22 protein-coding genes, 1 tRNA gene and 1 pseudogene are annotated in these 24,429 nt (G+C 69.9%); 15 read left to right on the top strand and 9 right to left on the bottom strand.

What is annotated here, in order from left to right; genetic code table 11:
• The first annotated feature begins 369 nt into the window (after positions 1-369).
• Positions 370-4,782, top strand: coding sequence for an nSTAND1 domain-containing NTPase (locus ACZ4YY_RS09760; protein WP_468286051.1), 4,413 nt, complete (start codon positions 370-372; stop codon positions 4,780-4,782).
• A 507-nt stretch (positions 4,783-5,289) separates the two neighbouring features.
• On the opposite strand, the gene ACZ4YY_RS09755 is transcribed toward ACZ4YY_RS09760, so the two are convergent.
• Together ACZ4YY_RS09755 and ACZ4YY_RS09750 are read right to left on the bottom strand one after the other, a co-directional pair.
• Positions 5,290-6,234 carry an SRA domain-containing endonuclease gene (locus ACZ4YY_RS09755; protein ID WP_468286047.1) on the bottom strand — a complete coding sequence of 315 codons (945 nt, stop codon included), beginning with the start codon at positions 6,232-6,234 and terminating at the stop codon, positions 5,290-5,292.
• A 1,450-nt stretch (positions 6,235-7,684) separates the two neighbouring features.
• A complete protein-coding gene (locus ACZ4YY_RS09750) occupies positions 7,685-8,443 on the bottom strand; it encodes a GntR family transcriptional regulator (protein WP_468286042.1) in 759 nt (252 codons plus the stop codon).
• Between the two features lie 190 nt (positions 8,444-8,633).
• Between ACZ4YY_RS09750 and ACZ4YY_RS09745 the strand changes: the two genes are divergently transcribed.
• From ACZ4YY_RS09745 to ACZ4YY_RS09680, 14 genes and pseudogenes are all read left to right on the top strand, one after another.
• Positions 8,634-8,963 (top strand): SCO3933 family regulatory protein, encoded by a 330-nt coding sequence (locus ACZ4YY_RS09745; protein WP_468286037.1) that lies wholly within the window; start codon positions 8,634-8,636, stop codon positions 8,961-8,963.
• A 2-nt stretch (positions 8,964-8,965) separates the two neighbouring features.
• Positions 8,966-10,312, top strand: coding sequence for an FtsK/SpoIIIE domain-containing protein (locus ACZ4YY_RS09740; protein WP_468286034.1), 1,347 nt, complete (start codon positions 8,966-8,968; stop codon positions 10,310-10,312).
• Positions 10,313-10,331: 19 nt separating this feature from the next.
• Positions 10,332-10,499, top strand: a complete 168-nt coding sequence (locus tag ACZ4YY_RS09735; protein ID WP_468286031.1) for a hypothetical protein — start codon at positions 10,332-10,334, stop codon at positions 10,497-10,499.
• Between the two features lie 73 nt (positions 10,500-10,572).
• Positions 10,573-11,237, top strand: a pseudogene (locus ACZ4YY_RS09730) (DUF2637 domain-containing protein).
• A gap of 19 nt (positions 11,238-11,256) precedes the next feature.
• On the top strand, positions 11,257-11,442 hold the full coding sequence (locus ACZ4YY_RS09725) for a hypothetical protein (protein ID WP_468286028.1): 186 nt from the start codon (positions 11,257-11,259) through the stop codon (positions 11,440-11,442).
• A 5-nt stretch (positions 11,443-11,447) separates the two neighbouring features.
• On the top strand, positions 11,448-11,636 hold the full coding sequence (locus tag ACZ4YY_RS09720; protein WP_468286025.1) for a mobile element transfer protein: 189 nt from the start codon (positions 11,448-11,450) through the stop codon (positions 11,634-11,636).
• 12 nt (positions 11,637-11,648) lie between these two features.
• A complete protein-coding gene (locus ACZ4YY_RS09715; RefSeq protein ID WP_468286019.1) occupies positions 11,649-11,804 on the top strand; it encodes a hypothetical protein in 156 nt (51 codons plus the stop codon).
• Between the two features lie 18 nt (positions 11,805-11,822).
• Positions 11,823-12,125 carry a SpdD protein gene (locus ACZ4YY_RS09710; protein WP_468286013.1) on the top strand — a complete coding sequence of 101 codons (303 nt, stop codon included), beginning with the start codon at positions 11,823-11,825 and terminating at the stop codon, positions 12,123-12,125.
• Position 12,126: 1 nt separating this feature from the next.
• On the top strand, positions 12,127-12,303 hold the full coding sequence (locus ACZ4YY_RS09705) for a hypothetical protein (protein ID WP_468286009.1): 177 nt from the start codon (positions 12,127-12,129) through the stop codon (positions 12,301-12,303).
• A 92-nt stretch (positions 12,304-12,395) separates the two neighbouring features.
• A complete protein-coding gene (locus tag ACZ4YY_RS09700) occupies positions 12,396-12,578 on the top strand; it encodes a hypothetical protein (RefSeq protein WP_468286004.1) in 183 nt (60 codons plus the stop codon).
• A gap of 5 nt (positions 12,579-12,583) precedes the next feature.
• Entirely contained in the window at positions 12,584-12,829 is a 246-nt protein-coding gene (locus tag ACZ4YY_RS09695) for a hypothetical protein (RefSeq protein WP_468286001.1), read from the top strand.
• Positions 12,826-14,208, top strand: coding sequence for a replication initiator protein RepSA (gene repSA / locus ACZ4YY_RS09690; RefSeq protein ID WP_468285996.1), 1,383 nt, complete (start codon positions 12,826-12,828; stop codon positions 14,206-14,208). Before ACZ4YY_RS09695 ends, repSA begins: the two co-directional genes overlap by 4 nt.
• Positions 14,205-14,390: a helix-turn-helix domain-containing protein gene (locus ACZ4YY_RS09685; RefSeq protein ID WP_468285991.1), complete on the top strand. Its 186-nt coding sequence runs from the start codon at positions 14,205-14,207 to the stop codon at positions 14,388-14,390. Before repSA ends, ACZ4YY_RS09685 begins: the two co-directional genes overlap by 4 nt.
• Positions 14,390-15,547, top strand: coding sequence for a tyrosine-type recombinase/integrase (locus tag ACZ4YY_RS09680; protein ID WP_468285988.1), 1,158 nt, complete (start codon positions 14,390-14,392; stop codon positions 15,545-15,547). The genes ACZ4YY_RS09685 and ACZ4YY_RS09680 overlap by 1 nt, the downstream gene beginning before the upstream one ends.
• A gap of 68 nt (positions 15,548-15,615) precedes the next feature.
• Here the strand turns inward: ACZ4YY_RS09680 and ACZ4YY_RS09675 are convergent.
• The 7 genes from ACZ4YY_RS09675 to gnd form a co-directional block, all read right to left on the bottom strand.
• Positions 15,616-15,692 (bottom strand) — tRNA-Ile (locus ACZ4YY_RS09675).
• A 111-nt stretch (positions 15,693-15,803) separates the two neighbouring features.
• Positions 15,804-16,679, bottom strand: a complete 876-nt coding sequence (locus ACZ4YY_RS09670; RefSeq protein WP_468285985.1) for a DUF3566 domain-containing protein — start codon at positions 16,677-16,679, stop codon at positions 15,804-15,806.
• A gap of 18 nt (positions 16,680-16,697) precedes the next feature.
• The gene (gene gyrA / locus ACZ4YY_RS09665; protein ID WP_468285979.1) at positions 16,698-19,292 is read right to left on the bottom strand and encodes a DNA gyrase subunit A; all 2,595 of its coding nucleotides are present in this window, start codon (positions 19,290-19,292) and stop codon (positions 16,698-16,700) included.
• A 42-nt stretch (positions 19,293-19,334) separates the two neighbouring features.
• A complete protein-coding gene (gene gyrB, locus ACZ4YY_RS09660) occupies positions 19,335-21,419 on the bottom strand; it encodes a DNA topoisomerase (ATP-hydrolyzing) subunit B (protein WP_468285976.1) in 2,085 nt (694 codons plus the stop codon).
• 404 nt (positions 21,420-21,823) lie between these two features.
• The gene (locus ACZ4YY_RS09655) at positions 21,824-22,357 is read right to left on the bottom strand and encodes a DciA family protein (RefSeq protein WP_468285973.1); all 534 of its coding nucleotides are present in this window, start codon (positions 22,355-22,357) and stop codon (positions 21,824-21,826) included.
• A gap of 19 nt (positions 22,358-22,376) precedes the next feature.
• Complete coding sequence (gene recF, locus ACZ4YY_RS09650) at positions 22,377-23,498, bottom strand: DNA replication/repair protein RecF (protein WP_468285970.1); 1,122 nt, start codon at positions 23,496-23,498, stop codon at positions 22,377-22,379.
• Between the two features lie 53 nt (positions 23,499-23,551).
• Positions 23,552-24,427, bottom strand: a complete 876-nt coding sequence (gene gnd, locus ACZ4YY_RS09645) for a phosphogluconate dehydrogenase (NAD(+)-dependent, decarboxylating) (RefSeq protein WP_468285967.1) — start codon at positions 24,425-24,427, stop codon at positions 23,552-23,554.
• Positions 24,428-24,429: the final 2 nt, after the last annotated feature.

Raw genomic sequence — 24,429 nt, 5'->3', positions numbered from 1 at the left:
AGAGATCGTGGAGAAGGCGCCGCACACGCACGGGGAGCGCCCCCGCGGGGCAGAAGAAGATCAGGGGCAGCAGGAGATCACTCGCCGCACCGCTCGGCACCGGTCCCTCCCCTCGTGCGGACCGGTGCCGAACGGTGCGGGCGGCGACGACCCGCGCCGGCGGCACGGATCGAGGCATGACGTGACTTCGGAGGAAGCCGTCCCGACGACGCCCCGGAGGCGGTCCGGATCCCTGGGCTTCCGCTTCGCGATCCTGCCAGCCATGGCTCACCACGAGGAGGTTCCGGCATCCGTCCAGCGACTTAACCGCAGGTCAGCCGTATAAGGTGAGTTTTCCGGTCCGGATCGCAGGCGCGGGGGAAGTAAGGGGTGGAGGCCTTGGGTTCCGACTCAGGGGTACGCACGGCCTTCGCGGAACGTCTCGCACTGCTGTACAAGGAGGCCGGCAATCCACCCCTCAAACGCGTCTCCGAGGCGGTCGCGCGGCTCCAGCGCGTAGACGAACGCGGACGGCCCGTACGCGTCTCCGCCCAGCGGATCAGCGACTGGCGGCGGGCCCGCAACGTGCCCGCGCAGTTCGCCGCGCTGGCCGCGGTGCTGCACGTGCTGATACCCGACGCGCGGCGCCTGCGACCCACCCCGGTCTCCCCCGGCCTGTACGACCTGACGCAGTGGCAGCGTCTGTGGGAGCGCGCGGTGGCCGACCCGGTCGGCGAGGCGGCCGACCCGTCCGAACAAGCGGAGGAACACCCTCCGGGTGGGGCCCGGGCCGTCCACGGGGGCGTGTGCCCCTACCGCGGGCTGGCCTCGTACCAGCAGGAGGACGCCCGGTGGTTCTTCGGCCGGGAACGCAGCACCAAGGCGCTGGTGGCGCAACTGCGCGCCGTGGAGGACACGGGCGGTCTGGTCATGCTCGTCGGTGCCTCGGGCGCGGGGAAGTCCTCCCTGCTCAGCGCCGGCCTGGTGCCCGCCCTGCGCGGCGACGCGCCGGGGGAGGAGGGCGGCGCGGCCCGGCAGGTGCTCCAGCTCGTGCCCGGCAACGACCCCCTCGGTGAACTGACCCGGCACATCCCGGCCCTCGCACCGCTCGTCCGGGACGGCACCACGGCCTCCGCCACGAACGACACCGCGGCCTTCGCCGCGAACGGCACCGCGGCCTCCGCCAGGAACGGCACGGCGTCCCGCGCCGCGGGCAGGAGGACGCCCGCCGCCGCGGGCGGGAGGCCGCCCACCGTCACGGACCGCAGGACACGCGCCGCCACGGCCGGCGCGACGCTCCCCGCCCCGGCCGGGACCGCGCCGGTGAGGCCCGGCGACCCCGGCTTCGCGGACGCCGTACGGGAAGCCGTCGCGGCGTGGGCGCGCCTCGGCCCGACAACAGACCCCGCCGCCGGAACCACACCCGACCCCGGAACCACACCCGACCCCGACCTCGCACCCGGATCCCACCCCGGAACCGGATCCCACCCCGGATCCGCGCCCGCCCCCGGACACCAATCCGCCGCCCCCCATCCCGGCTACGCGCCCGCTCCCGGCTCCGGATCCGCCCTCACCCCCACCCCAAGCACCCACCCCACTCCCCGCACGCCCTCCCCCCGCCCCGTCCTCATCGTCGACCAGTTCGAGGAAACGTTCACGCTCTGCGCCGACGAGGCCGACCGGCGCGCCTTCGTCCAGCTCCTGCACGCCGCGTGCACCCCCGCCGGACCGGACGAGCGGGCCCCCGTCCTCGTCGTCCTCGGGATCCGCGCCGACTTCTACGAGCAGTGCCTCGCCCATCCCGAACTGGCCGACGCGCTCCAGCACCGCCACATGGTCCTCGGCCCGCTGACCACCGCGGAACTGCGCGAGGCGGTGACCGGGCCGGCCAAGGCCGTCGGTCTGGAACTCGAACCCGGCCTCGCGGAACTCGTCGTCCGCGAGGTGAGCGCCGACGGTCCGCGCGGGGCGCACCACGCCGGCGTGCTGCCGCTGCTGTCGCACGCCCTGCTCGCCACCTGGCAGCGGCGCAAGGCGGGCCGGCTGACCCTGGCCGGCTACCGCGCGGCGGGGGGCATCCAGGGCGCGGTGGCGGCGACCGCCGAGCGGGCCTGGTCCAGCCTCGACCCGGCGGCCCGCACGGCCGCCCGGCTGCTGCTGCTGAGACTGGTCCGGCTCGGCGAGGACACCCAGGCGACCCGCAGGCGCGGCACGCGCCGCCAGCTCGCGGCGGAGTCGACGGATCCCCGGAAGACGGAGGAGTCGCTCGAGGCGCTGGTGCGGGCCCGTCTGGTGACGCTCGACGCGGAGACCGTGGAGATCACCCACGAGGCGCTGCTGCACGCCTGGCCCCGGCTGCGCGAGTGGATCGACGACGACCGGCAGGACCACCTGCTGCGCCAGCGGCTGGAGGAGGACGGCAGGGCCTGGGAGGACGCGCACCGCGACTCCTCGCTGCTCTACCGGGGTTCGCGGCTGGAGCAGGCCCGCACCTGGGCGGGGTCTGCCGGCGACACCTTCCTGACGCGCAGCGCGGTGGAGTTCCTCGCCGCGTCGGTACGGCTGCGCAGGCGCACCGTGTGGATCAGCCGCGGCGCGGTGTCGGCGCTGGTCGCGCTGGCGCTCGTGGCCGTGGGGTCGGCCGTCGTGGCGTGGCAGCAGCGCAACGACGCGGTGTTCGAGCAGGTCGTCGCCGAGGCCGACCGCGTGCAGTCCGCGGATCCGTCGCTGTCCGCCCAGATCGACCTGGTCGCGCACCGCCTGCGGCCCGACGACGAGGGCACCAACAACCGGCTGATCTCCATCGTCAACGCGCCGCTGGCCACCCCCCTGCTCGGCCACACGGGCGCCGTCTACCTCACCTCGTTCAGCCCGGACGGCAGGACCCTGGCCACCGCCAGCTACGACCGGACCATCCGGCTGTGGAACGTGGCGGACCCGTCCCGCCCCACGCCCCTGGGTGCGCCCCTCACCGGCCCCACCAGCTGGGTGAGCAGCGCGGTCTTCAGCCCCGACGGCCACACGCTGGCCGGTGCCGGCGACGACGGCACCGTCCGCCTGTGGGACGTCCGTGATCCCGCGCACCCGCGCCCGCTCGGCGCCCCGCTGTCCGGTCACGACGGCACGATCTACCTGCTCGCCTTCAGCCCCGACGGCCGCACGTTGGCCTCCGCCGGCGAGGACGGCACCGTGCGCCTGTGGGACATGGCCGATCCGCGCCGGCCGACGCCGCTCGGCACCCTGACCGGGCACTCCGCCGCCGTGCGCTGCGTGGCGTTCAGCCCCGACGGGCGCACGCTGGCGGCCGGGGGCGACGACGGAACGATCCGGCTGTGGGACATGACCGACCGGGACCGACCACGGGCGATCGACCGGACCCTGAGCGGACACACGGACACCGTGCACTCGGTGGCCTTCAGCCCCGACGGCCGCACCCTGGCCAGCGGGAGCGCGGACGACACGATCCGGCTGTGGGACGTCACCGACCCGCGCCGCGCGGCGCGGCTCGGCTCCCCGCTCACCGGCCACACCGGTCCCGTCTGGTCGGTGGCCTTCAGCCCCGACGGCCACACCCTCGCCGCCGCCAGCGCCGACAGCACGGCCAGCCTGTGGAGCGTGAGCGACCCGGCGTTCCCGTCGCAGGTCGGCGAGCCGCTCGCGGGCAGCAGCGGGGAGATGTACGCGCTGGGCTTCAGCCCGGACGGCCGCACGCTCGCCACCGGCAGCGGTGACAGCAAGGTCCGCCTGTGGTCGGTGCCGACCTCGGACATGATCGGCGTGAGCGGGGCGTTCCGCCCGGACGGGCGGGTGCTCGCCACGACCGCGCGCGACGGACGGATCCGGCTGTGGAACGTCCGGACCCCCGAGCGTCCCGTGCTGCTCGGCTCCCTCCACATGCCGGGTGACGGGGGTGAACGCAACCTCGTGTTCTCCCCCGACGGCCGCACGCTCGCGGTCCTCACACCGGACCGTGCGGTGTACCTGTGGGATGTCGGCGACCCGGCCCGGCCCGTCTCCCACGGGCCGCCGATCACCCTGCACACCCGCTTCATGGGCCCCGACGCCCTCGCCTTCAGCCCGGACGGCCACACCCTCGCCACCGCCTACGACGTCCGCACCTTCCAGCTCTGGGACGTCTCCGACCCCTCCCACGTCACCGCGCACGGCAAGCCGCTCACCGGCCACCGGGGCTATATCAACGCCCTCGCCTTCAGCCCCGACGGCCGCACCCTGGCCAGCGGCAGCGCGGACGACACGATCCGGCTGTGGAACGTCTCCGACCCCCGCCGGGTCACCCTCCTCGGCCGGCCCCTCACCGGCCACCACGGTCCCGTCAACGCCCTCGCCTTCAGCCCCGACGGCCGCACCCTGGCCAGCGGCAGTGACGACGACACGGTGCGGCTGTGGAACGTCGACGACCCCGAGCACGCCGCCGGACGCGGCTCCCCGCTCACCGGCCACACCGAGGCGGTCGTGTCCCTGACGTTCAGCCAGGACGGCGACACCCTCGCCAGCGGCGGCAACGACAACACCGTGCGGCTGTGGAACGTGGCGAACCCCTCCGACGCCTCACCCATCGGGCAGTCGATGAGCCCCAACGCCCGGACGGGCAACTTCCTGTCGTTCAGCCCCAACAACCACATGCTCGGCGTCTCCAGCGGCACCGACACCGTCCGCCTGTGGAACCTGGACGTCGACGAGGCCATCCGCCACATCTGCGCCACCACCCGCAACGTCCTCACCCGCGAGAAGTGGCACGAGTACCTGCCCCGCCTCTCCTACGACCCCCCGTGCGACCAGTGACGGACCGTGATCCCGATCACAACCCCCCAACCCGCCGGAGCAGTCGCCTCCCGCCGCACCAGCCCCCTTGTTAGTGTTGGCCACAGCCCGGTCGCTGACGCATCCCCCGTCGTCAGCGACCGGGTTCTCGCATTTCCCCCCGACGCCTCACCCGGATCGTCCCGTCCCGTCCGTCGTGAGCACCCTCCCGAGCCCCCCGGCGCCAGTCGGCCCCACCCCACGGAGACGACACACGTCCTCCGAACGACGAAGACCCCCAACCGTGACCGGTTGGGGGTCTTACCGCTGTGGGGCTAACAGGATTTGAACCTGTGGCCTCATCCTTATCAGGTCGATCACGGGGAGCTGATGGCACCGGCCCACTCGCTCCCGACCTCGGATGAGCTTTCGCTGGGGACCGTGCCTGATCGCACGCGTCCGTGCCTGTTGGTGTCAGCCGCTGATGTCAGGCGTCCGGGATCCCCTTGACAGCTGCGCCGATGGACTCCCAAGCGCCGCACACGGTGGTCAAGCGTGGGGCAGTAGGTCAGTGTCGGAGCACTTGTAGCCGTTCCCTTGGGGCCAGATGATCGCTTGCCCAGCAGTATCCGCGAGCTCAATGAGGTCCGCGCGGGGCTTGCTCGGCACAAGAACGGCTCGGTACCTGGCGCGCACGAAGCGGTTGTAATCGATCAACTGACCGAGGGCCATGCGCATGTTTTCCCTCGTCACGCTGCCTTTGGCCTCGATCAGGAGGTCTAGGTCTGGCACGTAGAGGTCTGTCAGGAGGGGCCTGGTCTCACCCTCGGGCAGGATGCGCTGACGGTTCACCGGGTACCCCTTGGTGCGCAGGTACGCGCTGAAGTCCTGCACCAACTTGCTTTCTCGGCGCTCGGCCTCGTACGGCTCGCGGTTCGGATCGACGAACGTCTTCTCGGTTTCGAGCCGCTCAATGTCGATCTCGGTGACGGCTTCATGTTGCTCGGCAAGTAGCCGACCCAACTTCGTACCAGGGTGCTTGGCTGGGACGTCCAAGGGGCGAAGCTTGAAGACGATGACCTTGCGAAGAGGGCCGCCTCCAGTCTCCGGCGCGTCTGCTTCGTACCATCCCGCGGATTCGAAGCGACCCAGGTAGGTCACGTGCCCCCGGGCGCCCTGGAAGACCCGAAGCGCTCGACCCTCGGCTTCATGGTTCGCGATGCTGGCATTCCCGGAGAGCATCCGCTGATCCCCGTACTGGCCCTCCCCGCTGTAGTGGAAGAGCTCATCCGGCATCCAGCCGTCGTAGTACCCGTGCTTCTCGCCCGCGATCGGGTCCGTAAAGATCATCACGTTAGGCGTCTTCGCTGACGGTCCGATACCGCCCTGCGTCCGCCCTCCGTACTTGACGTGCAGCTGCTTGCGTTCGATCACATCACCCGGTTCAAGGTCCCACTCGATGGCCTCGTGCTCCGCGGAGCTCACCTCCGTCACGGTCGCTCTCCTCCTCAGCCTGCCGCGTCTCCTACGGCCGATCGTAGTGTAGCCTGACCATGCCGCATGGGAATCGGATGCCGAAATCCTGCATCCGATTGACTGAGGCCAGGAAGGTCCTACGTTAGAACGAAATGAAAGACGTGGGGTGAAACGAAATAGTTAATGCCGCTGCCTCGCCGACCCCTGCCGCGACTGGCGAACCGTCAACTGCCAGACACCACGGGTATGCTGTGGCTGCCTCGCTCCTTACCGATCGCAGCGCCTCGCCCGAGATGCGGTCGAGGTACCCGGCTCGCCGGGGGACCACTCAGGTAAGGAGTAAGGATGAATAAGCGGGAGCCTGAGCAGCAGGAGGACAACCGCGATCGAGGCCCGGACCCGCGTTGGGTGAGGATCCTGATCGCAAGTTTGATGGCTGTGGCGGCTGTCGCAGGCTGTGTGGAGAGCCTGGCGCGCTAGCGCCGTAACTCGAAGTGGTACCCGGCGATGGACGGACTGCAAGAAACGGGTCCGACCGTCTGATGCTCGGCCGGACCCGCTTCGGTGACTTCACGCACTGGCCCGGCCTCGATCTATCCCACCGAGGCTGGGCCTTCGTGCATGAAGGGCTTTTTTAGCTAACTAAGGATGCAAAGCGAGGTTGCAATCCAAGGTTGCTTAGCCAACTCTACCTTCTTAGCCGCGGTTAGCCCTAGTTAGCACTAGCGGTTACTAGCGGCTTCTAGCGACTGTTGCGGTCGAATTGGTATGTTTTGCCTGGTCGCAGAGCTCTTAACCTGCATGAGCAGCCATGCTTGCTCATCTGGGGGTAGTACTCATCGAGCCCGCATTGAGAGGCCACCAACTAGCCCTTGGAGGACCGCAATTGGGCACCTCAGCCCACCACCCTCCCCAGCTTCCATCCCGTCTGCCGTCGACCCACACACCGTGGAGCGGGCGTGGTTCAGGGCGTCAAGGTGGAGCGCGCCACTGTACGAACGACCTTGACGCCCTGGGCCGCGTCTGCTCGGCTCTGCCTGGGTCGACGGCAGACGGGATGGGAGCCCCCGCACAAGCCACTCACGGCCGGCACTCGCGCACCGGGCCCCGCCATCTCGGAGCCTGAGCGCCCCCGCCGGAGGCTTGTTCGTAGCGTGGCTGCTCTGCACGGTGATCGGCTCATGGCCCTCGGCCCTATCCACATGTGGGCGCGCGTCGGCGTCGGCGGCGCCGAGCGGGCCGGAGGCAGGAGCGCGGGCGCGGCCAGAGCCGGGAAGCGCGCCCGGCGGAGCGGAGCGCAGCCGGGGCTTGATGAGGTAGAGAAACCTGTAACAGCTCATGGCCGATACGGGTGTCCGGTCCCGGGAGATGCTTGACACTTCGGTCCCAGCTGATGGTTGACAGTGGCCGTGATCGACTTTTCTGTGCGCGTCGTTGCGGCGTGTGGCAGGAGACCTGGACTGGTTGATCAGGCGTCGAAGTCGTACTCCAGCACGTACGCGGCGGAGTCAAGGACCATCTCGTTCACCTCGACGGGGCGCCCCTCGTCCGCGAATGCAGTACGGCAAATCATGATCACGGGGGTGCCCATGGAGAGCTGGAGGCGGCTTGCCTCCTCCTGCGACGGCATCCGGGAACGGATCTCCTCGCGGAAGTGGACAGGCTTGTAGCCAAGCTCGGCCAGACGGGCGTACATGCCACCAGGGCCGGTGTCCTCCTGAGTGATCGCCGAACCTGCCACCAGGTCTGCGGGCAGATAGGACGTGGATAGCAGGACGGGCTTGTCGTCCAGCACGAAACGGCGGCTTCGCACGCATGCCGCAGTGCCAGCCTCGATGCCGAGTACCTGACTGATCCGTTCGGGTGGTGCAATCTCCGAAACCTGCACCTGGTCGACTGTCAGGGTGCGGTCTTCGATGTCCGCCGACCAGATGGAACGGCCGGAACCCCACTGCTCGCGGGACAAGCGCTGAATGCCTCGCCGCCGCAGTGGCTTGAACGAGCGCACAAACACCCCAGCGCCCTTGCGGGACTCGGCCAGACCCTCGTTCTGGAGCACGCCGAGTGCCTGCCGGGCGGTCATGCGGGCCACGTCGTACGTGGCCATGAGGTCGTTCTCTCCTGGTAGCCGATCACCTGGGCCGTACTCGCCGGCCTGGATCGCTTCCCTTAGCTCGTCGGCAATGCGCTGGTACTTCGGCTGGCGCCCGCTGCCCTGGGTGACCATGTGATCCCTCCTTCCTTCTCTAGACACCTTAGGGGTGTTGTGTCGGTCGACATAACCGGCGGCTCGCCTCAGTGGCCATCCTGGAAACATCTCTAGAGATATATTGACGTCTCTAGAGATGTACTGTTCCATGGAGTCATCTCTAGAGAGGTTGCTCACACGGGGCGGCCTCAGGGACGAGGGGACAGCTATGCCGTCGTTCAAAATCGACACTTCGACCGCCGTGGTGTTCGTGGCGACCGCGCCCGTGCCGAAGGTGGCCAACGCCAAGGCCGGTGAGCGCGCCATGGACCGCGAGACCGGCGCCCCGCTGTCGACCGTGGGCCTGCTGGTCTCGGACGAGGGTGAGGGCAACCTCTACCAGGTGACCGTCCCCGAGACGGGCTACCCGGAGGGCCTGGCCCCGGGCATGCCGGTGCGCGTCGTCGGCCTCAAGGCTCGGGACTGGGAGAACGAGTTCAACGGGCAGAAGCGGCACGGGATCTCGTTCCGCGCGGTCGCAATCACCCCGGTGGCCTGACCATGGCCGACCTGACGATGTGGCTGGAGACCACGGGAGCCTTAGCGGGCGCCGGCGGGCTGGGCTACGCGAAGTACCGTGCGCCGCGTGTGTACTGGTCACTGGTCGGCCTGCCGGTGACCTGGGGCCGGTTCACCTTCTCGTACCGCTCGACGATGGACGTGTGCGGGCTGACGGTACAGCCGTCGGGGCTGCGGGCGTTCATGACCCGTAACGTTGCCCGCCGTGAGGTGCAGCCGGTACCGCCGAAGATCCGCCGGGTACGGCCCACCGCGACCGGGCTGCGGGTGACCCTGCGGCTCCCGGCCGGTTTGGAGCCCGCCGACCTGGCCGCGTCCTCGGAGCGGCTGCGTCACGCCTGGGGCGTCCACTCGGTGACCGTGGTGGAAACGAAGCCCGGCTTCGTCGAGCTGCGGATGACCGGCTACGACGTGCTGGCCCGGGTGTGGATGCCGCGTGACGCCCGCCCGCACGGCATGGTCGTTCCGGTGGCACTGCGGGAGGACGCGACCGCGTACGAGCGGGACTACCGCAAAGCCCCGATGGCGCTGACCCTGGGCGCGAACCAGTCGGGCAAGTCGATGTACCTGCGCAACCTGATCAAGGGACTGGCGCAACTGCCGGTGGCGCTGGTCGGCGTCGACTGCAAGCGCGGGGTGGAACAGTCCGCCTTCGCGCCCCGTCTCTCGGCCCTGGTCACTACCCCGGACCAAGCCGCCTCGCTGCTGGCGGTCCTGGTCGCGGAGATGGAAGACCGCTTCGACCTGCTGAGCCTGCACGGCGCCTCCGACTTGTGGGAACTGCCGGACGAGGTGCGCCCGGTGCCGGTGGTCGTCCTGGTCGACGAGATCGCGGAACTCTTCCTGATCTCCTCGCGCAAGGACGAGGAACGCCGCGAACGGATCGTCACTGCGTTGATCCGGCTGGCGCAGATGGCCCGCGCGGCCGGCATCTACCTGGAGATCTGCGGGCAGCGCTTCGGCTCCGACCTGGGCAAGGGCGCAACCATGCTCCGTGCCCAGCTCACGGGCCGGGTCGTGCACCGCGTCAACGACAAGCAGACCGCCGAAATGGGCCTCGCCGACGTTGCCCCGGACGCGGTCCCGGCCGCGAGCCTGATCCCGATGGAACGCCCCGGCACCGCCGTGGCGGCGGACGCCTCCGGCGGCTGGTCGAAGATCCGCACCCCGGAGGTCGCCAAGGCCGAAGTGGTCGCGGTCTGCCACGAGTTCGCCCACCTGGTCCCCGACCTGCCGTTCCTCGACCCGTTCCGCCCGGCCGTGCCCGCGAGCGCTCCCGCTCCGGCGGCTGGTCCGTCGCTGGTCAAGCCGCAACCGGTCACCGAGTAGGGCGGGAGGGCTGACCGTCATGGCCTCGAAGAAGACCGTTCAGCCGCCTGTCACGCAGTGCCCGGTGTGCAAGGGCACCGGAGAGGTCTCCCGCACCGTGCACGTCGGCCGCAAGCGCCGCGCTGTCGGCGAACAGGCCGGCCTGTGCCTGAACTGCTTCGGCACCGGCGAAGCCCGCACCACCTGAACCGCCGCAAGCGGGCGGCGCACTGATCAGCTCCGCCCGCCCGGCCCGACTCCCTTCGAAGGGAGGTGCCCCCATGCCCCGCTCGATCCGCGTTGACGCCGTACTCATCCAGGCGGTCATCGCTGGCGCGTTGTCCTTCGCCCATCTGCATGACCTGGCTGAAGCGGCCGGGCAGTCCGGTTGGAAGGCCTGGGCTTACCCCGTCTCCGTGGACCTGCTGCTGGTCGCCGCCTGGCGCCGACTGCGCACCGCCCGCCGCGACCGCTCCGCCTGGACCTGGTTCGTCATCGCGCTCGTTGCGTCGCTCGGAGCGAACGTCGCGACCGCCGGACTCCTCAACCTCGGCAACGTTCCCGCCTGGCTGCGCATCCTCGTCGCCGGCTGGCCTGCCCTGGCCTTCCTCGGCGGAACCCTCCTCGTCCACACCCCCACCCCCCGGCTGCTCCCGCACAGGCCGTGGACGACGAACCCGCCGCGCCGGAAGTCGAGATGCACCGCACCGGGCCCCCCGCCCCGGCCCCGGTCGCGCCTGAGGTGCCGGAACTGACACCCGCACCACCCCAACCCGCAACCGCCGCCCGAGCGGTCCCGGCCGCCCTGCTGGACCACGCCCGCAAACTCGCCGAAGCCCACAAGGCCTCCACCGGCGCCCCGATGCCCGCTGAGGTTCTCGCCTCCCGGCTCGGCCTGCCCGAACCGACCACCGCAGCGATCGCCGCACAACTCCAACTCACCTGAGCTGAAAGGAGATCCACCGATGGCTCCGCTCAACTTCAACCGCCCGTCCGACTTCCTAGACGCGGCCCGCGAGATGGCCGACACCGGCCGCCCGACCCTGGCCCGCCTCCTCGCCGAGGAAGCCGCCGACCGCACCCCGGACCCGGACGCGGCGGCCCGCATCCTCGCCGAGTTCCCCGGCCACAGCCTCAGGCAGGAGGACTAACCCCGATGGCCGTCCGCCGCCGCTTCCGCGACCGCATCCGCATCGGCCCCGTCGAGGTCGCCACCTACTACGACGGCAGGGGCCGGGACATGCACACCGCCGCCTGCACCGCCCCCGGCTGCGGCTTCTCCGCCGACTACTGCAACCGCGCCGCCGCCGAACTCGCCGCCCGCACCCACCGCTGCAAGGCCTAGGAGGACACCGTCATGGACGTTCCGCTCTGGCTCGCCCTGGTCGCCGTGGGCTTCCTCGGCATCAAGCTCGCCCGCCCGCCGTGGTGGCTGGTCGCGGTGCTCCTCCTGGGCGGCTACCTCGTCGCCGACAGCTTCCTCGCCCCCGCGATCAGCACCGTCATCAAGTAACCCGAAGGGAGATCAACCGTGTTCACCCCGAAGTACCCGCCCCAGGACACCGCCCCGCCCCCGGCGGCCACCACCCCCACCGTCCACACCCCGGTGCCCCTCACGCCGGCCCCGGCCCTGGTCACCCAGGCCTCGAGCCGCCCGACCGTTCAGCTCACCCCGGGCAGCGCGCTCGCCCTCGCCGCCGGCGGAGGCGCCGTGGTCCTCGTCGTCGGCGCGGTCCTGGTCTCCATGCTCCTGGCCGTCGCGATCACCGCCATGTCCGTGGCCGTGTGCGCGGTCGTCCTGCGCTCGCTCCTCAACCAGGAAAGGAAGCACTGACATGGGCATCTTCAGCAAGCCTCCCCACCCCGACGAGGACCAGCACATCGAAGAAGGCAAGCGCCGCGGCTCGCAGCTCCGCAGGGAGATCTACGACCGGCTCGACGCCGGCACCGCCACGCGCGAGGACAAGCGCATTCTCAACGCCGGTCGCAGGCGCGCCGACCGCATCAAGTAACGCCCGCCCGGGGCGGCTCTCTCGCCAAAGAACCGCCGCCCCGGACGGCTCCACCTTCCTGATCCGACGGATTCGAAAGGGGAAGCCCCATCATGCCCCAGCACGCCCAGATCACGCGCGTCTGCCGCGACTGCGACGGTTTCGCCACCGCCGCCATCACCACCGGCACCCGCCACGCCGACGGCACCCGCGCCACCCTCACCGTCACCTGCCCGACCTGCAAGGGCACCGGCACCACCCGCCCCGCCGCCGGCCTCGCCCGGACGGGGCGGTGACGGCCGTGGGACTCCTGAACTGGAACTCCGGCCAGCACTTCGACCACGGCGGTGACTGCGCCTGCACCCAGTGCGGCAAGCCCACCCCCCTGCGCTCCCATTCGGGCGAAGCCGTCCACAAGGTGTGCGCGGAGGACTGGAACGACCGCAACCCCAACGCCCCGCGGTACGAGCACGACGGCCGCGACCTGGGCACCACCCGATTCCACTCCGACCCCCCGCGTAAGAACCGCAGGGAGAGCGCTCGATGACCAACGCCGCCACCGCGGCGGGCCTGGACCCGGCCACCCTCGCCGACGTGCTGAGGCTGGCCGGGTCTCCCGGTTTCGACCGCATCCAAGAACAGCTCCGCCGCACCGGGGGCTGCTCCGACCCGATCCACCTGCGGGGCTCGACCGTCACCCGCGACCGCAGCACCGGCCAGGTCCTGCACACCTACGACACCGACACCGAGCCCGGCGGCCGGCTCCGCGTGGCCTGCGGCAACCGCCGCGCCTCACGCTGCCCCGCCTGCGCCTGGACCTACGCCGGCGACACCTACCACCTCATCCGTGCCGGCCTCGTCGGCGATCCGGACAAGGGCACCCCGCACACCATCCGCGATCACCCCCGCGTCTTCGCCACCCTCACCGCGCCATCCTTCGGTCCGGTCCACAACCGCCCCGGCAACCGGCCCTGCCGCTGCGGCACCCGCCACCCCGAGGACGCCCCCGAACTCGGCACCCCCCTCGACCCCGACACATACGACTACGCAGGCGCGGTGCTGTGGAACAACCACGCCTCCGAGCTGTGGCGCTACTTCACGATCTACCTCCGCCGCGAGATCGCCCGCCGCGCGGGCCTCACCCAGAAAGCCGCCCGGGAACAGTCCAGGGTGGCCTTCGGCAAGGTCGCCGAGTACCAAAAGCGCGGAGCCGTGCACTTCCATACCGTGATCCGCTTCGACGGACCAGACGGCCCCGACGAACCGCCGCCGACCTGGGCCACCCTCGACCTCCTCACCGACGCGATCCGCGCAGCCGCCGCCCGCGTCGCGGTCGACGTCGACCCGGCCGGGGACCAGCCCGCCCGCACCCTGCGCTGGGGCACACAGCTCGACGTACAGCCGATCGGCGCCTTCGGCCACGGCGAAGAGATCACCGAACAGGCCGTCGCCTCCTACGTCGCCAAGTACGCCACCAAAGCCGCCGAGACCACCGGCACCGTCGACCGCCGCATCGGCAACAAGGAGGCCCTCGCCCTGCTCGGCGTGCCCGACCACCCCGCCCGGCTCATCGCCGCGTGCCTCGACCTGCACGCCCTTTACCCGGACCGCAAGCTCCGCGACTGGGCCCACATGCTCGGCTTCCGCGGCCACTTCTCCACCAAATCCCGCCGCTACTCCACCACCCTCGGCGCCCTCCGCAAGACCCGCGCCGACTACCGCGCCGCCCAACAGCGCGAAGCCCTCGGCCTGCCCGACCCCGACGCCCCGGAGGCAACCACCCTGACCCTCGCCCACTGGACCTACGCCGGCCACGGCCACACCCCCGGCGAATCCTGGCTCGCCGCCAACATCCGCCGCGACATCCAACACAACCGCGAAACCGCACGTGAGGAACTACCCACCCTGGAAGGAGCCGCCACATGACCACCGCCCCGGAGCTGCTTACCGTGCCGGAGGTCATGGCGCGGCTCAAGGTCGGCCGCACCAAGGTTTACGACCTGATCCGTACGAACCGCCTGGCCTCCATGAAGGTCGACGGCTGCCGGCGCATCCCCGATGACGCCGTACGGGAATTCATCCGCCGGGGGATCGGGGAGGCCGCCTGATGGCCAAGCGTCGCCCGAACGGCGGGGGAACCATCACCAAGCGGAAGGACGGCCGCTACCAGGGGGCCGCGTACGTCACGGACACCGACGGCAACCGTGTCCGCAAGTACGTGTACGGCTCCACCTGGGACGACACGAACGAAAAGCTCGGCAAGCTCCAGGACCAGGAGCGCAACGGCGTCCCGGTGCCCTCGCGGGCTTGGACGCTGGGCGAGTGGCTGACGTACTGGCTGGAGCACATCGTCAAGCCGGAACGCGAGCACAACACGTACGTCAAGTACGAGTCCAAGGTGCGGCTCTACCTGCTGCCACACCTTGGCAAGAAGCCACTCACCAAGCTGACGCCCGCCCAGCTCCGAACCTTCATGGCCACGCTGAAGCGGGAGAAGGTGGGCGCGGCCACCCGCTTCGAGGTGCTGCGCGTCCTCCGGAACGCACTCAACCTGGCCATGCGCGAAGAGCTGCTCACCCGCAATGTCGCGCTCCTGGTGGACATGCCCAAGGTCACCAAGGACAAGGGCAAGGCGTGGAGCGCGCGCGAGGCGATCACGTTCCTCCGCTCGGTCCGCGCGCACCGCCTCTACGCGGCCTGCGTCCTGGTCCTGGTGCTCGGCCTCCGTCGGAGTGAGGTCCTCGGCCTGCGCTGGCAGGACATCGACTTCGAGGCCGGCCAGTTCACCCCGGTCAAGCAGGTACAGCGAGAGAAAGGCGTCGGCCTGGTCCTCAAGGACCTCAAGACCGAGTCCTCACAGGCGGTGCTTCCCCTGCCGGAGTTCTGCACCCGTGCGCTGGAGGAGCGCCGGGAGCTCCAGGAGCTGGAGCGGAAGATCGCCGGTGACCACTGGTCGCAGGAAGAAGACCACGACCTGATCTTCTCTTCCGAGCACGGCGGCATGATCGACCCGACCGGCTTCTCCCGGACCTTCGATCGCCTCGTGAAGCGGGCCAGTGTTCGCCGCATCACGGTCCGGCTGGCCCGGCACACCTGCGGCACCCTGCTGGCCTTCCTAAAGGTGCACCCCAAGGTCGCTCAGGCGATCCTGCGCCACAGCCAGATCAGCATGACCATGGACGTCTACACGCACGTGGTGGGCGACAGTGAGCGCGAGGCCGTCTCGATGCTGGCCGAACTCCTGGAAGACCCACTGATCGGCTAGCAGCACCCGTTGATGTCAGCCATAGATGTCAAAGACCCCCAACCATGATCGGTTGGGGGTCTTTGTGCTGGTGGGGCTAACAGGATTTGAACCTGTGGCCTCATCCTTATCAGGGATGCGCTCTAACCAACTGAGCTATAGCCCCGCCGCGCTCTGCGGTGTGTGTCCCGCGCGCTGACTCCTGAAGATTAGCGCACGACGCGGGCAGTCCCAAAATCGATAGTCCGGGACCGCCCGCGGCCGGATGCGGCGACGCTCACTCGTCCTCGGCGAGCGTCAGCTCCACGCCGCCGACGAAGCCGGCGGAGAGGTTGTAGATGAACGCGCCGAGGGTCGCGAGGGCCGTCGCGAGGACGACGTCGATGACCGCGATGATCGACGTGAACATCAGGACGTGGGGGAGGGACAGGAAGGCCTGGAGGTCGAAGCCGTTCGACTCGTTGGAGCCGGTGGCCTCCGAGATCGTGCCGCCGACCGACGAGAAGACGCCCATCGCGTCCAGGACCATCCACAGCACGGCGGCCGCGACGATCGTGCAGATGCCCAGCGCGATGGAGAGCAGGAAGCTGACCTTCATCACCGACCACGGGTCGGCCTTGGCCACCCGCAGCCGCGCCTTGCGCACCCGGGGCGTGGTGCGGGCGCCCGTGCGCGGACGGCGCACCGCGTCGCTCTGGCTCTGCGCCGGGTAGGCCTGCGGCGGGTGGTAGGGCCCGGCGGGCTGCTGCGTGCGGCGCTCCCCGGGCAGCGGCGAGACCGGCTGGGCCTCCGCCCCGGTCTGGGGGCGCGGTGCTGCGCCCGGAGCGGCCGGGCCCGCTCCCGCCTGCTGCTTCTTGGTCTGCGGACCTCGGGTGTCCGTCACAGTTCCCCCCTGGGATCCATGAGTGTCAGGCGAGCGCGGGTCGGCCGTGGACGGCTTGATCGCCTGCAGGTTGGTGGTGTGGGTGTCCATCACCTGCGCGTCCGCACGCGCCTCGCCGGTACGCGCGGTGGTCGGCCGCGCGTCCTTCGCCCCCGTGGCGGAGCCACGGCCGCCGTCGTCCTCTTCCTGACCGGCAGAAGTACCGGTAGAAGGTCCGGCAGAGGTGCCGGCCGATGTACCGACCGAACCGGCGCCCGTGGCTCCGCTCACGATGACTCACTCCTCGTGCTACTCGGCCGAGGGCGTCTCACCCTCGTCCGTGCCGACGGTCGTGGCGTCCTCGGCGGTCTCGTCGACGACGATGTCACCGTCGACCTCCTCCGCCTCGCGCCCCGCCTCGGCGTTACGTGCGATACCGACGACGGCATCGCGCTTGCCCAGGTTGATCAGTTGGACGCCCATGGTGTCACGGCCCGTCTCCCTGATCTCGTTGACTCGCGTACGAATCACACCGCCGCCGAGCGTGATGGCGAGGATCTCGTCGGTCTCCTCGACCACCAGCGCGCCGACGAGAGAACCACGGTCCTCGACGATCTTGGCGGCCTTGATGCCGAGGCCGCCGCGACCCTGGACGCGGTACTCGTCGACGGCGGTCCGCTTCGCGTACCCGCCGTCGGTGGCAGTGAACACGAACGTACCGGGTCGAACAACATTCATCGAGAGCAGCTCGTCCCCCTCGCGGAAACTCATGCCCTTGACACCCGAGGTCGCACGGCCCATGGGGCGCAGCGTGTCGTCCGTTGCGGTGAACCTGATCGACTGTGCCTTCTTGCTGATCAGAAGCAGATCATCATCGGACGAGACGAGTTCGGCACCGATCAGTTCGTCGTCTGAACCGTCCTCCCGCTCCCGCAGATTGATCGCGATCACGCCGCCGGAGCGGGGCGAATCGTAATCCTTCAGCGGCGTCTTCTTGACCAGACCGGCCTTCGTGGCGAGGACCAGGTAGGGCACCGCCTCGTAGTCGCGGATCGCGAGGATCTCGGCGATCGCCTCGTCCGGCTGGAAGGCCAGCAGGTTGGCGACGTGCTGTCCACGCGCGTCACGCCCGGCGTCCGGCAGCTCGTACGCCTTCGCCCGGTACACCCGGCCCTTGTTGGTGAAGAACAGCAGCCAGTGGTGCGTCGTCGAGACGAAGAAGTGGTCGACGATGTCGTCTTCCTTCAGCTTCGCGCCGCGCACGCCCTTGCCGCCGCGCTTCTGGGCGCGGTAGTCGTCCGTCTTCGTGCGCTTGACGTAACCGCCGCGCGTGACGGTGACGACGATGTCCTCCTCGGCGATCAGGTCCTCGATGGACATGTCACCGTCGTAGGGCACCAGCTTGGTCTTGCGGTCGTCGCCGTACTTCTCGACGATCGCGGCTAGCTCCTCGCTGACGATGCCGCGCTGGCGGACCGGCGAGGCGAGGATCTCGTTGTACTCGTTGATCTTCGACTGAAGCTCGTCGTGCTCCTGGACGATCTTCTGGCGCTCCAGGGCGGCGAGGCGCCGCAGCTGCATCTCGAGGATCGCGTTGGCCTGGATCTCGTCGATCTCCAGGAGCTCCATCAGGCCCGTGCGCGCGATGTCGACGGTGTCGCTGCGCCGGATCAGCGCGATGACCTCGTCGATGGCGTCCAGGGCCTTGAGCAGGCCGCGCAGGATGTGCGCGCGCTCCTCTGCCTTGCGCAGCCGGAAGCGCGTCCGGCGGACGATGACCTCGATCTGGTGCGCCACCCAGTGGCGGATGAACGCGTCCAGGGAGAGGGTGCGCGGCACGCCGTCGACCAGCGCCAGCATGTTGGCGCCGAAGTTGGACTGCAGGTCGGTGTGCTTGTAGAGGTTGTTCAGGACGACCTTGGCGACCGCGTCGCGCTTCAGCACGATGACCAGACGCTGGCCCGTACGGGACGACGTCTCGTCGCGGACGTCCGCGATGCCGCCGATCTTGCCGTCCTTCACCAGGTCGGCGATCTTCTGCGCGAGGTTGTCGGGGTTGGTCTGGTACGGCAGCTCCGTGACCACCAGGCACTGGCGGTTCTGGATCTCCTCGACCTCGACGACCGCGCGCATGGTGATCGAGCCGCGGCCCGTGCGGTACGCCTCCTCGATGCCCTTGCGGCCGACGACGAGCGCGCCGGTCGGGAAGTCGGGGCCCTTGATGCGCTCGATGAGCGCGTCCAGGAGTTCCTCGTGGGAGGCCTCCGGGTTCTCCAGGTACCACTGGGCGCCGGCCGCGACCTCGCGCAGGTTGTGCGGCGGGATGTTGGTCGCCATGCCGACCGCGATACCGGCCGAACCGTTGATCAGCAGGTTCGGGAAGCGGGCCGGCAGGACGGTCGGCTCCTGGGAGCGGCCGTCGTAGTTGTCCGTGAAGTCGACGGTCTCCTCGTCGATGTCACGGACCATCTCCATCGACAGCGGCGCCAGCTTGCACTCGGTGTAGCGCATCGCCGCCGCCGGGTCGTTGCCCGGGGAGCCGAAGTTGCCGTTGGAGTCCACCAGCGGCATCCGCATCGACCACGGCTGGGCGAGGCGCACCAGGGCGTCGTAGATCGAGGAGTCGCCGTGGGGGTGGTAGTTGCCCATGACGTCGCCGACGACGCGGGCGCACTTGTAGAAGCCGCGCTCGGGGCGGTAGCCGCCGTCGTACATGGCGTACAGGACACGGCGGTGGACGGGCTTGAGACCGTCACGGACGTCGGGCAGCGCACGGGACACGATGACGGACATCGCGTAGTCGAGGTACGAGCGCTGCATCTCCGTCTCGAGCCCGACGGGCTCGACGCGCATCGCGACTTCGCCGCCCTCTTCAGGGGTGACGGGAGTGTTCTCGTCGGCCATTGCTGGTGAAGATCCTTCCTGGTGCGGTCAGCTGAGACCGACTCAGATGTCGAGGAAACGGACGTCCTTGGCGTTGCGCTGGATGAACGCGCGGCGGGCTTCTACGTCCTCGCCCATGAGGACCGAGAACAGGTCGTCGGCCTGGGCGGCGTCGTCGAGGGTGACCTGACCGAGGACCCGGTGCTCCTGGTCCATCGTGGTCACGCGCAGTTCCTCGGCGTTCATCTCGCCGAGGCCCTTGAAGCGCTGGATCGAGTCCTCGCGGACCCGCTTGCCGCGCTGGCGGCCCATCTCGATCAGCGCGTCGCGCTCGCGGTCCGAGTAGGCGTACTCGACGTCGTCCCGGCCCCACTTGATCTTGTACAGGGGGGGACGGGAGAGGTACACGTGCCCGGCCTCGACCAGCGGCCGCATGAAGCGGAACAGGAAGGTCAGCAGCAGGGTGCTGATGTGCTGGCCGTCGACGTCGGCGTCCGCCATCAGGATGATCTTGTGATAGCGGAGCTTCTCGATGTCGAAGTCCTCGTGCACGCCCGTGCCGAAGGCGGAGATCAGCGCCTGGATCTCCTGGTTCTGCAGGATCTTGTCGATCCTGGCCTTCTCGACGTTGAGGATCTTGCCGCGGATCGGGAGGATCGCCTGGTACTGCGGGTTGCGGCCCGACTTGGCCGAACCGCCGGCGGAGTCACCCTCGACGATGAAGATCTCGCACTTGGTGGGGTCGTTCGACTGGCAGTCGGAGAGCTTGCCCGGCAGGGACGCCGACTCCAGCAGGCCCTTGCGGCGGGTGAGGTCGCGGGCCTTGCGGGCCGCCACGCGCGCGGTGGCCGCCTGGATGCCCTTGCGGACGATGTCCGCCGCCTCCACCGGGTTGCGGTCCAGCCAGTCGTTGAGGTGCTCGTAGACCGCCTTCTGGACGAAGGTCTTGGCCTCGGTGTTGCCCAGCTTGGTCTTGGTCTGGCCTTCGAACTGGGGCTCGCTCAGCTTGACCGAGATGATCGCCGTCAGGCCCTCGCGGATGTCGTCGCCCGTGAGGTTGTCGTCCTTCTCCCGCAGCAGCTTCTTGTCGCGCGCGTACTTGTTGATCAGGTTCGTCAGCGCCGCGCGGAAGCCCTCCTCGTGGGTACCGCCCTCGTGCGTGTGGATGATGTTGGCGAAGGAGTACACGCCCTCGCTGTACCCGCTGTTCCACTGCATGGCGACCTCGAGGGACAGGCTCTTGTCCCTGTCCTCCGCCTCGAGGTCGATGACGGTGGGGTGAACCGCCTCGCCCTTGCGGGAGTTGAGGTACTTCACGAAGTCGACGATGCCGCCCTCGTAGTGGTACGTGACGGTCTTGACCTCGTCCTTCTCGTCCGCACCCGCCTCGTCCGCCCCGGCGGTGGCCTTGGCCGACTCACGCTCGTCGGTGAGCTTGATCGTCAGGCCCTTGTTGAGGAACGCCATCTCCTGGAAGCGCCGCGACAGCGTCTCGAAGGAGTACTCGGTGGTCTCGAAGATGTCCGGGTCGGCCCAGAAGGTGACCGACGTGCCGGTGTCCTCGACGGCCTCGTGCTTGGCCAGCGGCGCCGTGGGGACGCCCATCTTGTAGTCCTGCGTCCAGCGGTGGCCGTCGGTCCTGACCTCGACGGCGACCTTGCTCGACAGGGCGTTGACGACGGACACGCCGACGCCGTGCAGACCGCCGGAGACCGCGTAGCCGCCGCCGCCGAACTTGCCGCCCGCGTGCAGCACGGTCAGCACGACCTCGAGGGCCGGCTTGCCCTCGGAGGCCACGATGCCCACCGGGATGCCGCGGCCGTTGTCCGTGACCCGCACACCGCCGTCGGCCAGGATCGTGACGTCAATGGTGTCCGCGTGCCCGGCCAGCGCCTCGTCGACCGAGTTGTCGACGACCTCGTACACGAGGTGATGCAGACCGCGCTCACCGGTGGAACCGATGTACATACCGGGTCGCTTGCGGACGGCGTCCAGGCCCTCGAGGACGGTAATGGCGCTGGCGTCGTACGAGGCGGTCACCTCGCTGCTCGAGGCGTTGGCCTCGCCGTTCGCGCCGGCGTCGGTGGACGGGATGTTCTCGTTGGGGTTGCCGGAATCGGCCACGAAGCGCCCTTTCTGGCACAGCACCAGCCAGGCTCGTCGGCGGGTTGCCGGAGCGGCTGCGGCATGTTGCGTTGGTCAGCCTTGATCAGCGTTGCTCAGCTTGTCCCGGGCGGTCCCCTCTTTCGGGGCGGGATTGGCTTCCAGTCTACCGGTAGCGCTGACACTGATGGGGGTTTGCCGGTACCTGAGTCCGCATGTGCCGCCCTCAACCGGTCTCTTCCGGGTCCCGATATGCGGAAGGGGTCTCCAAGAGGCTCACAGCGGCACTCAGCGCTTCTGGGTGTCAACCCTTGGCTACCGTGGAGTCAGGTCCGGTTTCGCCCCCGCCCGCAGGGCTCGCGCGGGCATACAAGACGACGGCCGGAGCGGTACGACGGGACCGCCCCGGCCGGAAACACGTGACGGATGTCACCCCGCACGCAGGCGCCTCACCCGTAGGTGTCACCGGGTCCCGAGCTGCCCGGTGCGCGCAGCGGGCCGTACCGACGGGGCGGGCCGCCGGGCCCCTGCACCCGGATCTGCCGCACCCTGCCGTGCCCCAGGTCCTCGTTCAGCCGGGCCACCAGCGTCGGGGCGAGCAGCCGCAGGTTCGTCGCCCAGGCCGTGGAGTCACAGCGCACCACCAGCACCCGCTCGTCCTCGTCGTAGCGCTCGGGCACGCAGTGCTTGGCGACGTCCTCGCCGACGATCTGCGGCCAACGGCCCATCACCCCGCCCACCGCGGCCGGCGCCTCCCAGCCTCGCTCGGTCAGCAGCCGGTTGATCGCGGCGCCGAGCGCCATCGGGTCCCGGCCGTCCGCGCGCGCGCCGGAGCGCAGGCCGCCTCCGCGCCGGGCCTGCTTCTTCTGCTGCGCCGCGTCCCCCCGCGCGCGTGCCTGTTCGCGCGCCGCCCTGAGCGCCACGCGAGCGAGGTCGACCCCGGACGGCTCGGGCGTCCTCTTCGGCTCCTGCTGCCCGCTCATCCGTGCTCCGCCCGTCCGGTCATACGCGCTCGACCGTCCCGTCCGCCACCGCGAACCGGGCGCCGCTGAGCACATGCGGTACGTCGTCGTCGACCGCGGCCGTCACCAGCACCTGCTCACCGGGCGCGACCAGTTCCGCCAGCCGCTCACGGCGTCGGGCGTCCAGCTCGGCGAAGACGTCGTCGAGGACCAGCACCGGCTCGTTGCCCTCGGCGCGCAGCAGATCGTAGGAGGCCAGCCGCAGCGCGAGCGCGTAGGACCAGGACTCGCCGTGCGAGGCGTACCCCTTAGCGGGCAACTGCCCGAGTTTCAGCGTCAGGTCGTCCCGGTGCGGGCCGACCAGGGTGACGCCCCGCTCGATCTCCTGCTTGCGGGCGTCGGCGAGTGCCGCCATCAGCTGCTCGTGGAGGTGCTCACGCGTGTGTGCCTCGCCGGGGGCCGACGGTTTGTACTCCAGGGCGACCGGGCCGCCGCCGGGGGCCAGTTGCTCGTACGCCTTGTCGGCGAGCGGCTGGATCGCGGCGACGAGGTCGAGCCGCTGGGCGAGCAACTCCGCGCCCACGCACGCGAGATGCTGGTCCCACACGTCGAGGGTGGACAGGTCCATGGAACGTCCCCCGTGGCGCCGGGCCAGCGCGGCCGACTTCAGCAGGGTGTTGCGCTGCTTGAGGACGCGGTCGTAGTCGGAGCGGACACCGGCCATGCGCGGGGAGCGCGCGGTGATCATCTCGTCGAGGAAGCGTCGCCGCTCACCGGGGTCGCCCTTGACCAGCGCCAGGTCCTCGGGCGCGAACAGCACGGTCCGCACGATCCCCAGCACGTCCCGCGGCCTGACCTGCGAGGAGCGGTTGATGCGGGCGCGGTTGGCCCTGCCCGGGTTCAGCTCCAGCTCGACCAGTTGCTGCCGCTCGCCCTGCCTGACCTGCGCCCGGACGATGGCGCGGTCGGCACCCATGCGGACCAGGGGCGCGTCGGAGGAGACCCGGTGGCTGCCGAGGGTGGCGAGGTAGCCGACGGCCTCGACGAGGTTGGTCTTCCCCTGCCCGTTGGGGCCGACGAAAGCCGTGACGCCCGGGTCGAGCGGAACTTCGACCCGGGCGTACGAGCGGAAGTCGGCCAGCGACAGATGCGTGACGTGCATGGTCGTTTCACCGACCTCCCCCGGCGTGGTGGACCGCTGGGCGGCCCCGTGGACTACTTCTTCTCGACCGCGTGGCCGCCGAACTGGTTGCGCAGCGCCGCGATCATCTTCATCTGCGGCGAGTCCTCCTGACGGGAGGCGAACCGCGCGAACAGCGAGGCCGTGATCGCGGGCAGCGGCACGGCGTTGTCGATGGCCGCCTCGACGGTCCAGCGGCCCTCGCCGGAGTCCTGGGCGAAACCGCGCAGCCTGTCCAGGTGCTCGTCCTCGTCGAGGGCGTTGACCGCGAGGTCCAGCAGCCAGGAACGGATGACGGTGCCCTCCTGCCAGGAGCGGAAGACCTCGCGGACGTCGGTGACGGAGTCGACCTTCTCCAGGAGCTCCCAGCCCTCGGCGTAGGCCTGCATCATGGCGTACTCGATGCCGTTGTGGACCATCTTCGCGAAGTGACCGGCACCGACCTTGCCGGCGTGCACCGAGCCGAAGTCGCCCTCCGGCTTGAGCGCGTCGAAGATCGGCTGCACCTTGGCGACGTTCTCCGCGTCACCCCCGTACATCAGCGCGTAGCCGTTCTCCAGGCCCCAGACGCCACCGGAGACACCGCAGTCGACGAAGCCGATGCCCTTGGCGGCCAGCTCCTCGGCGTGCTTCTCGTCGTCCGTCCAGCGGGAGTTGCCGCCGTCCACGACGACGTCGCCCGGCTCGAGCAGCTCGGCCAGCTCGTCGACCGTCGACTGGGTGGCGGCACCGGCCGGCACCATCACCCACACCACGCGCGGGCCCTCGAGCTTGCCCACGAGTTCTTCGAGGCTGTGGACATCGGCGAGGTCCGGGTTGCGGTCGTATCCGACGACGGTGTGGCCCGCGCGGCGGATCCGCTCGCGCATGTTGCCGCCCATCTTGCCGAGGCCGACGAGACCGAGCTCCATCA

This window comes from Streptomyces sp. NPDC030143, from assembly GCF_055573695.1.
Note: the sequence above shows the minus strand (reverse complement) of the source record. Positions and strands in the feature narration are given on the sequence as shown.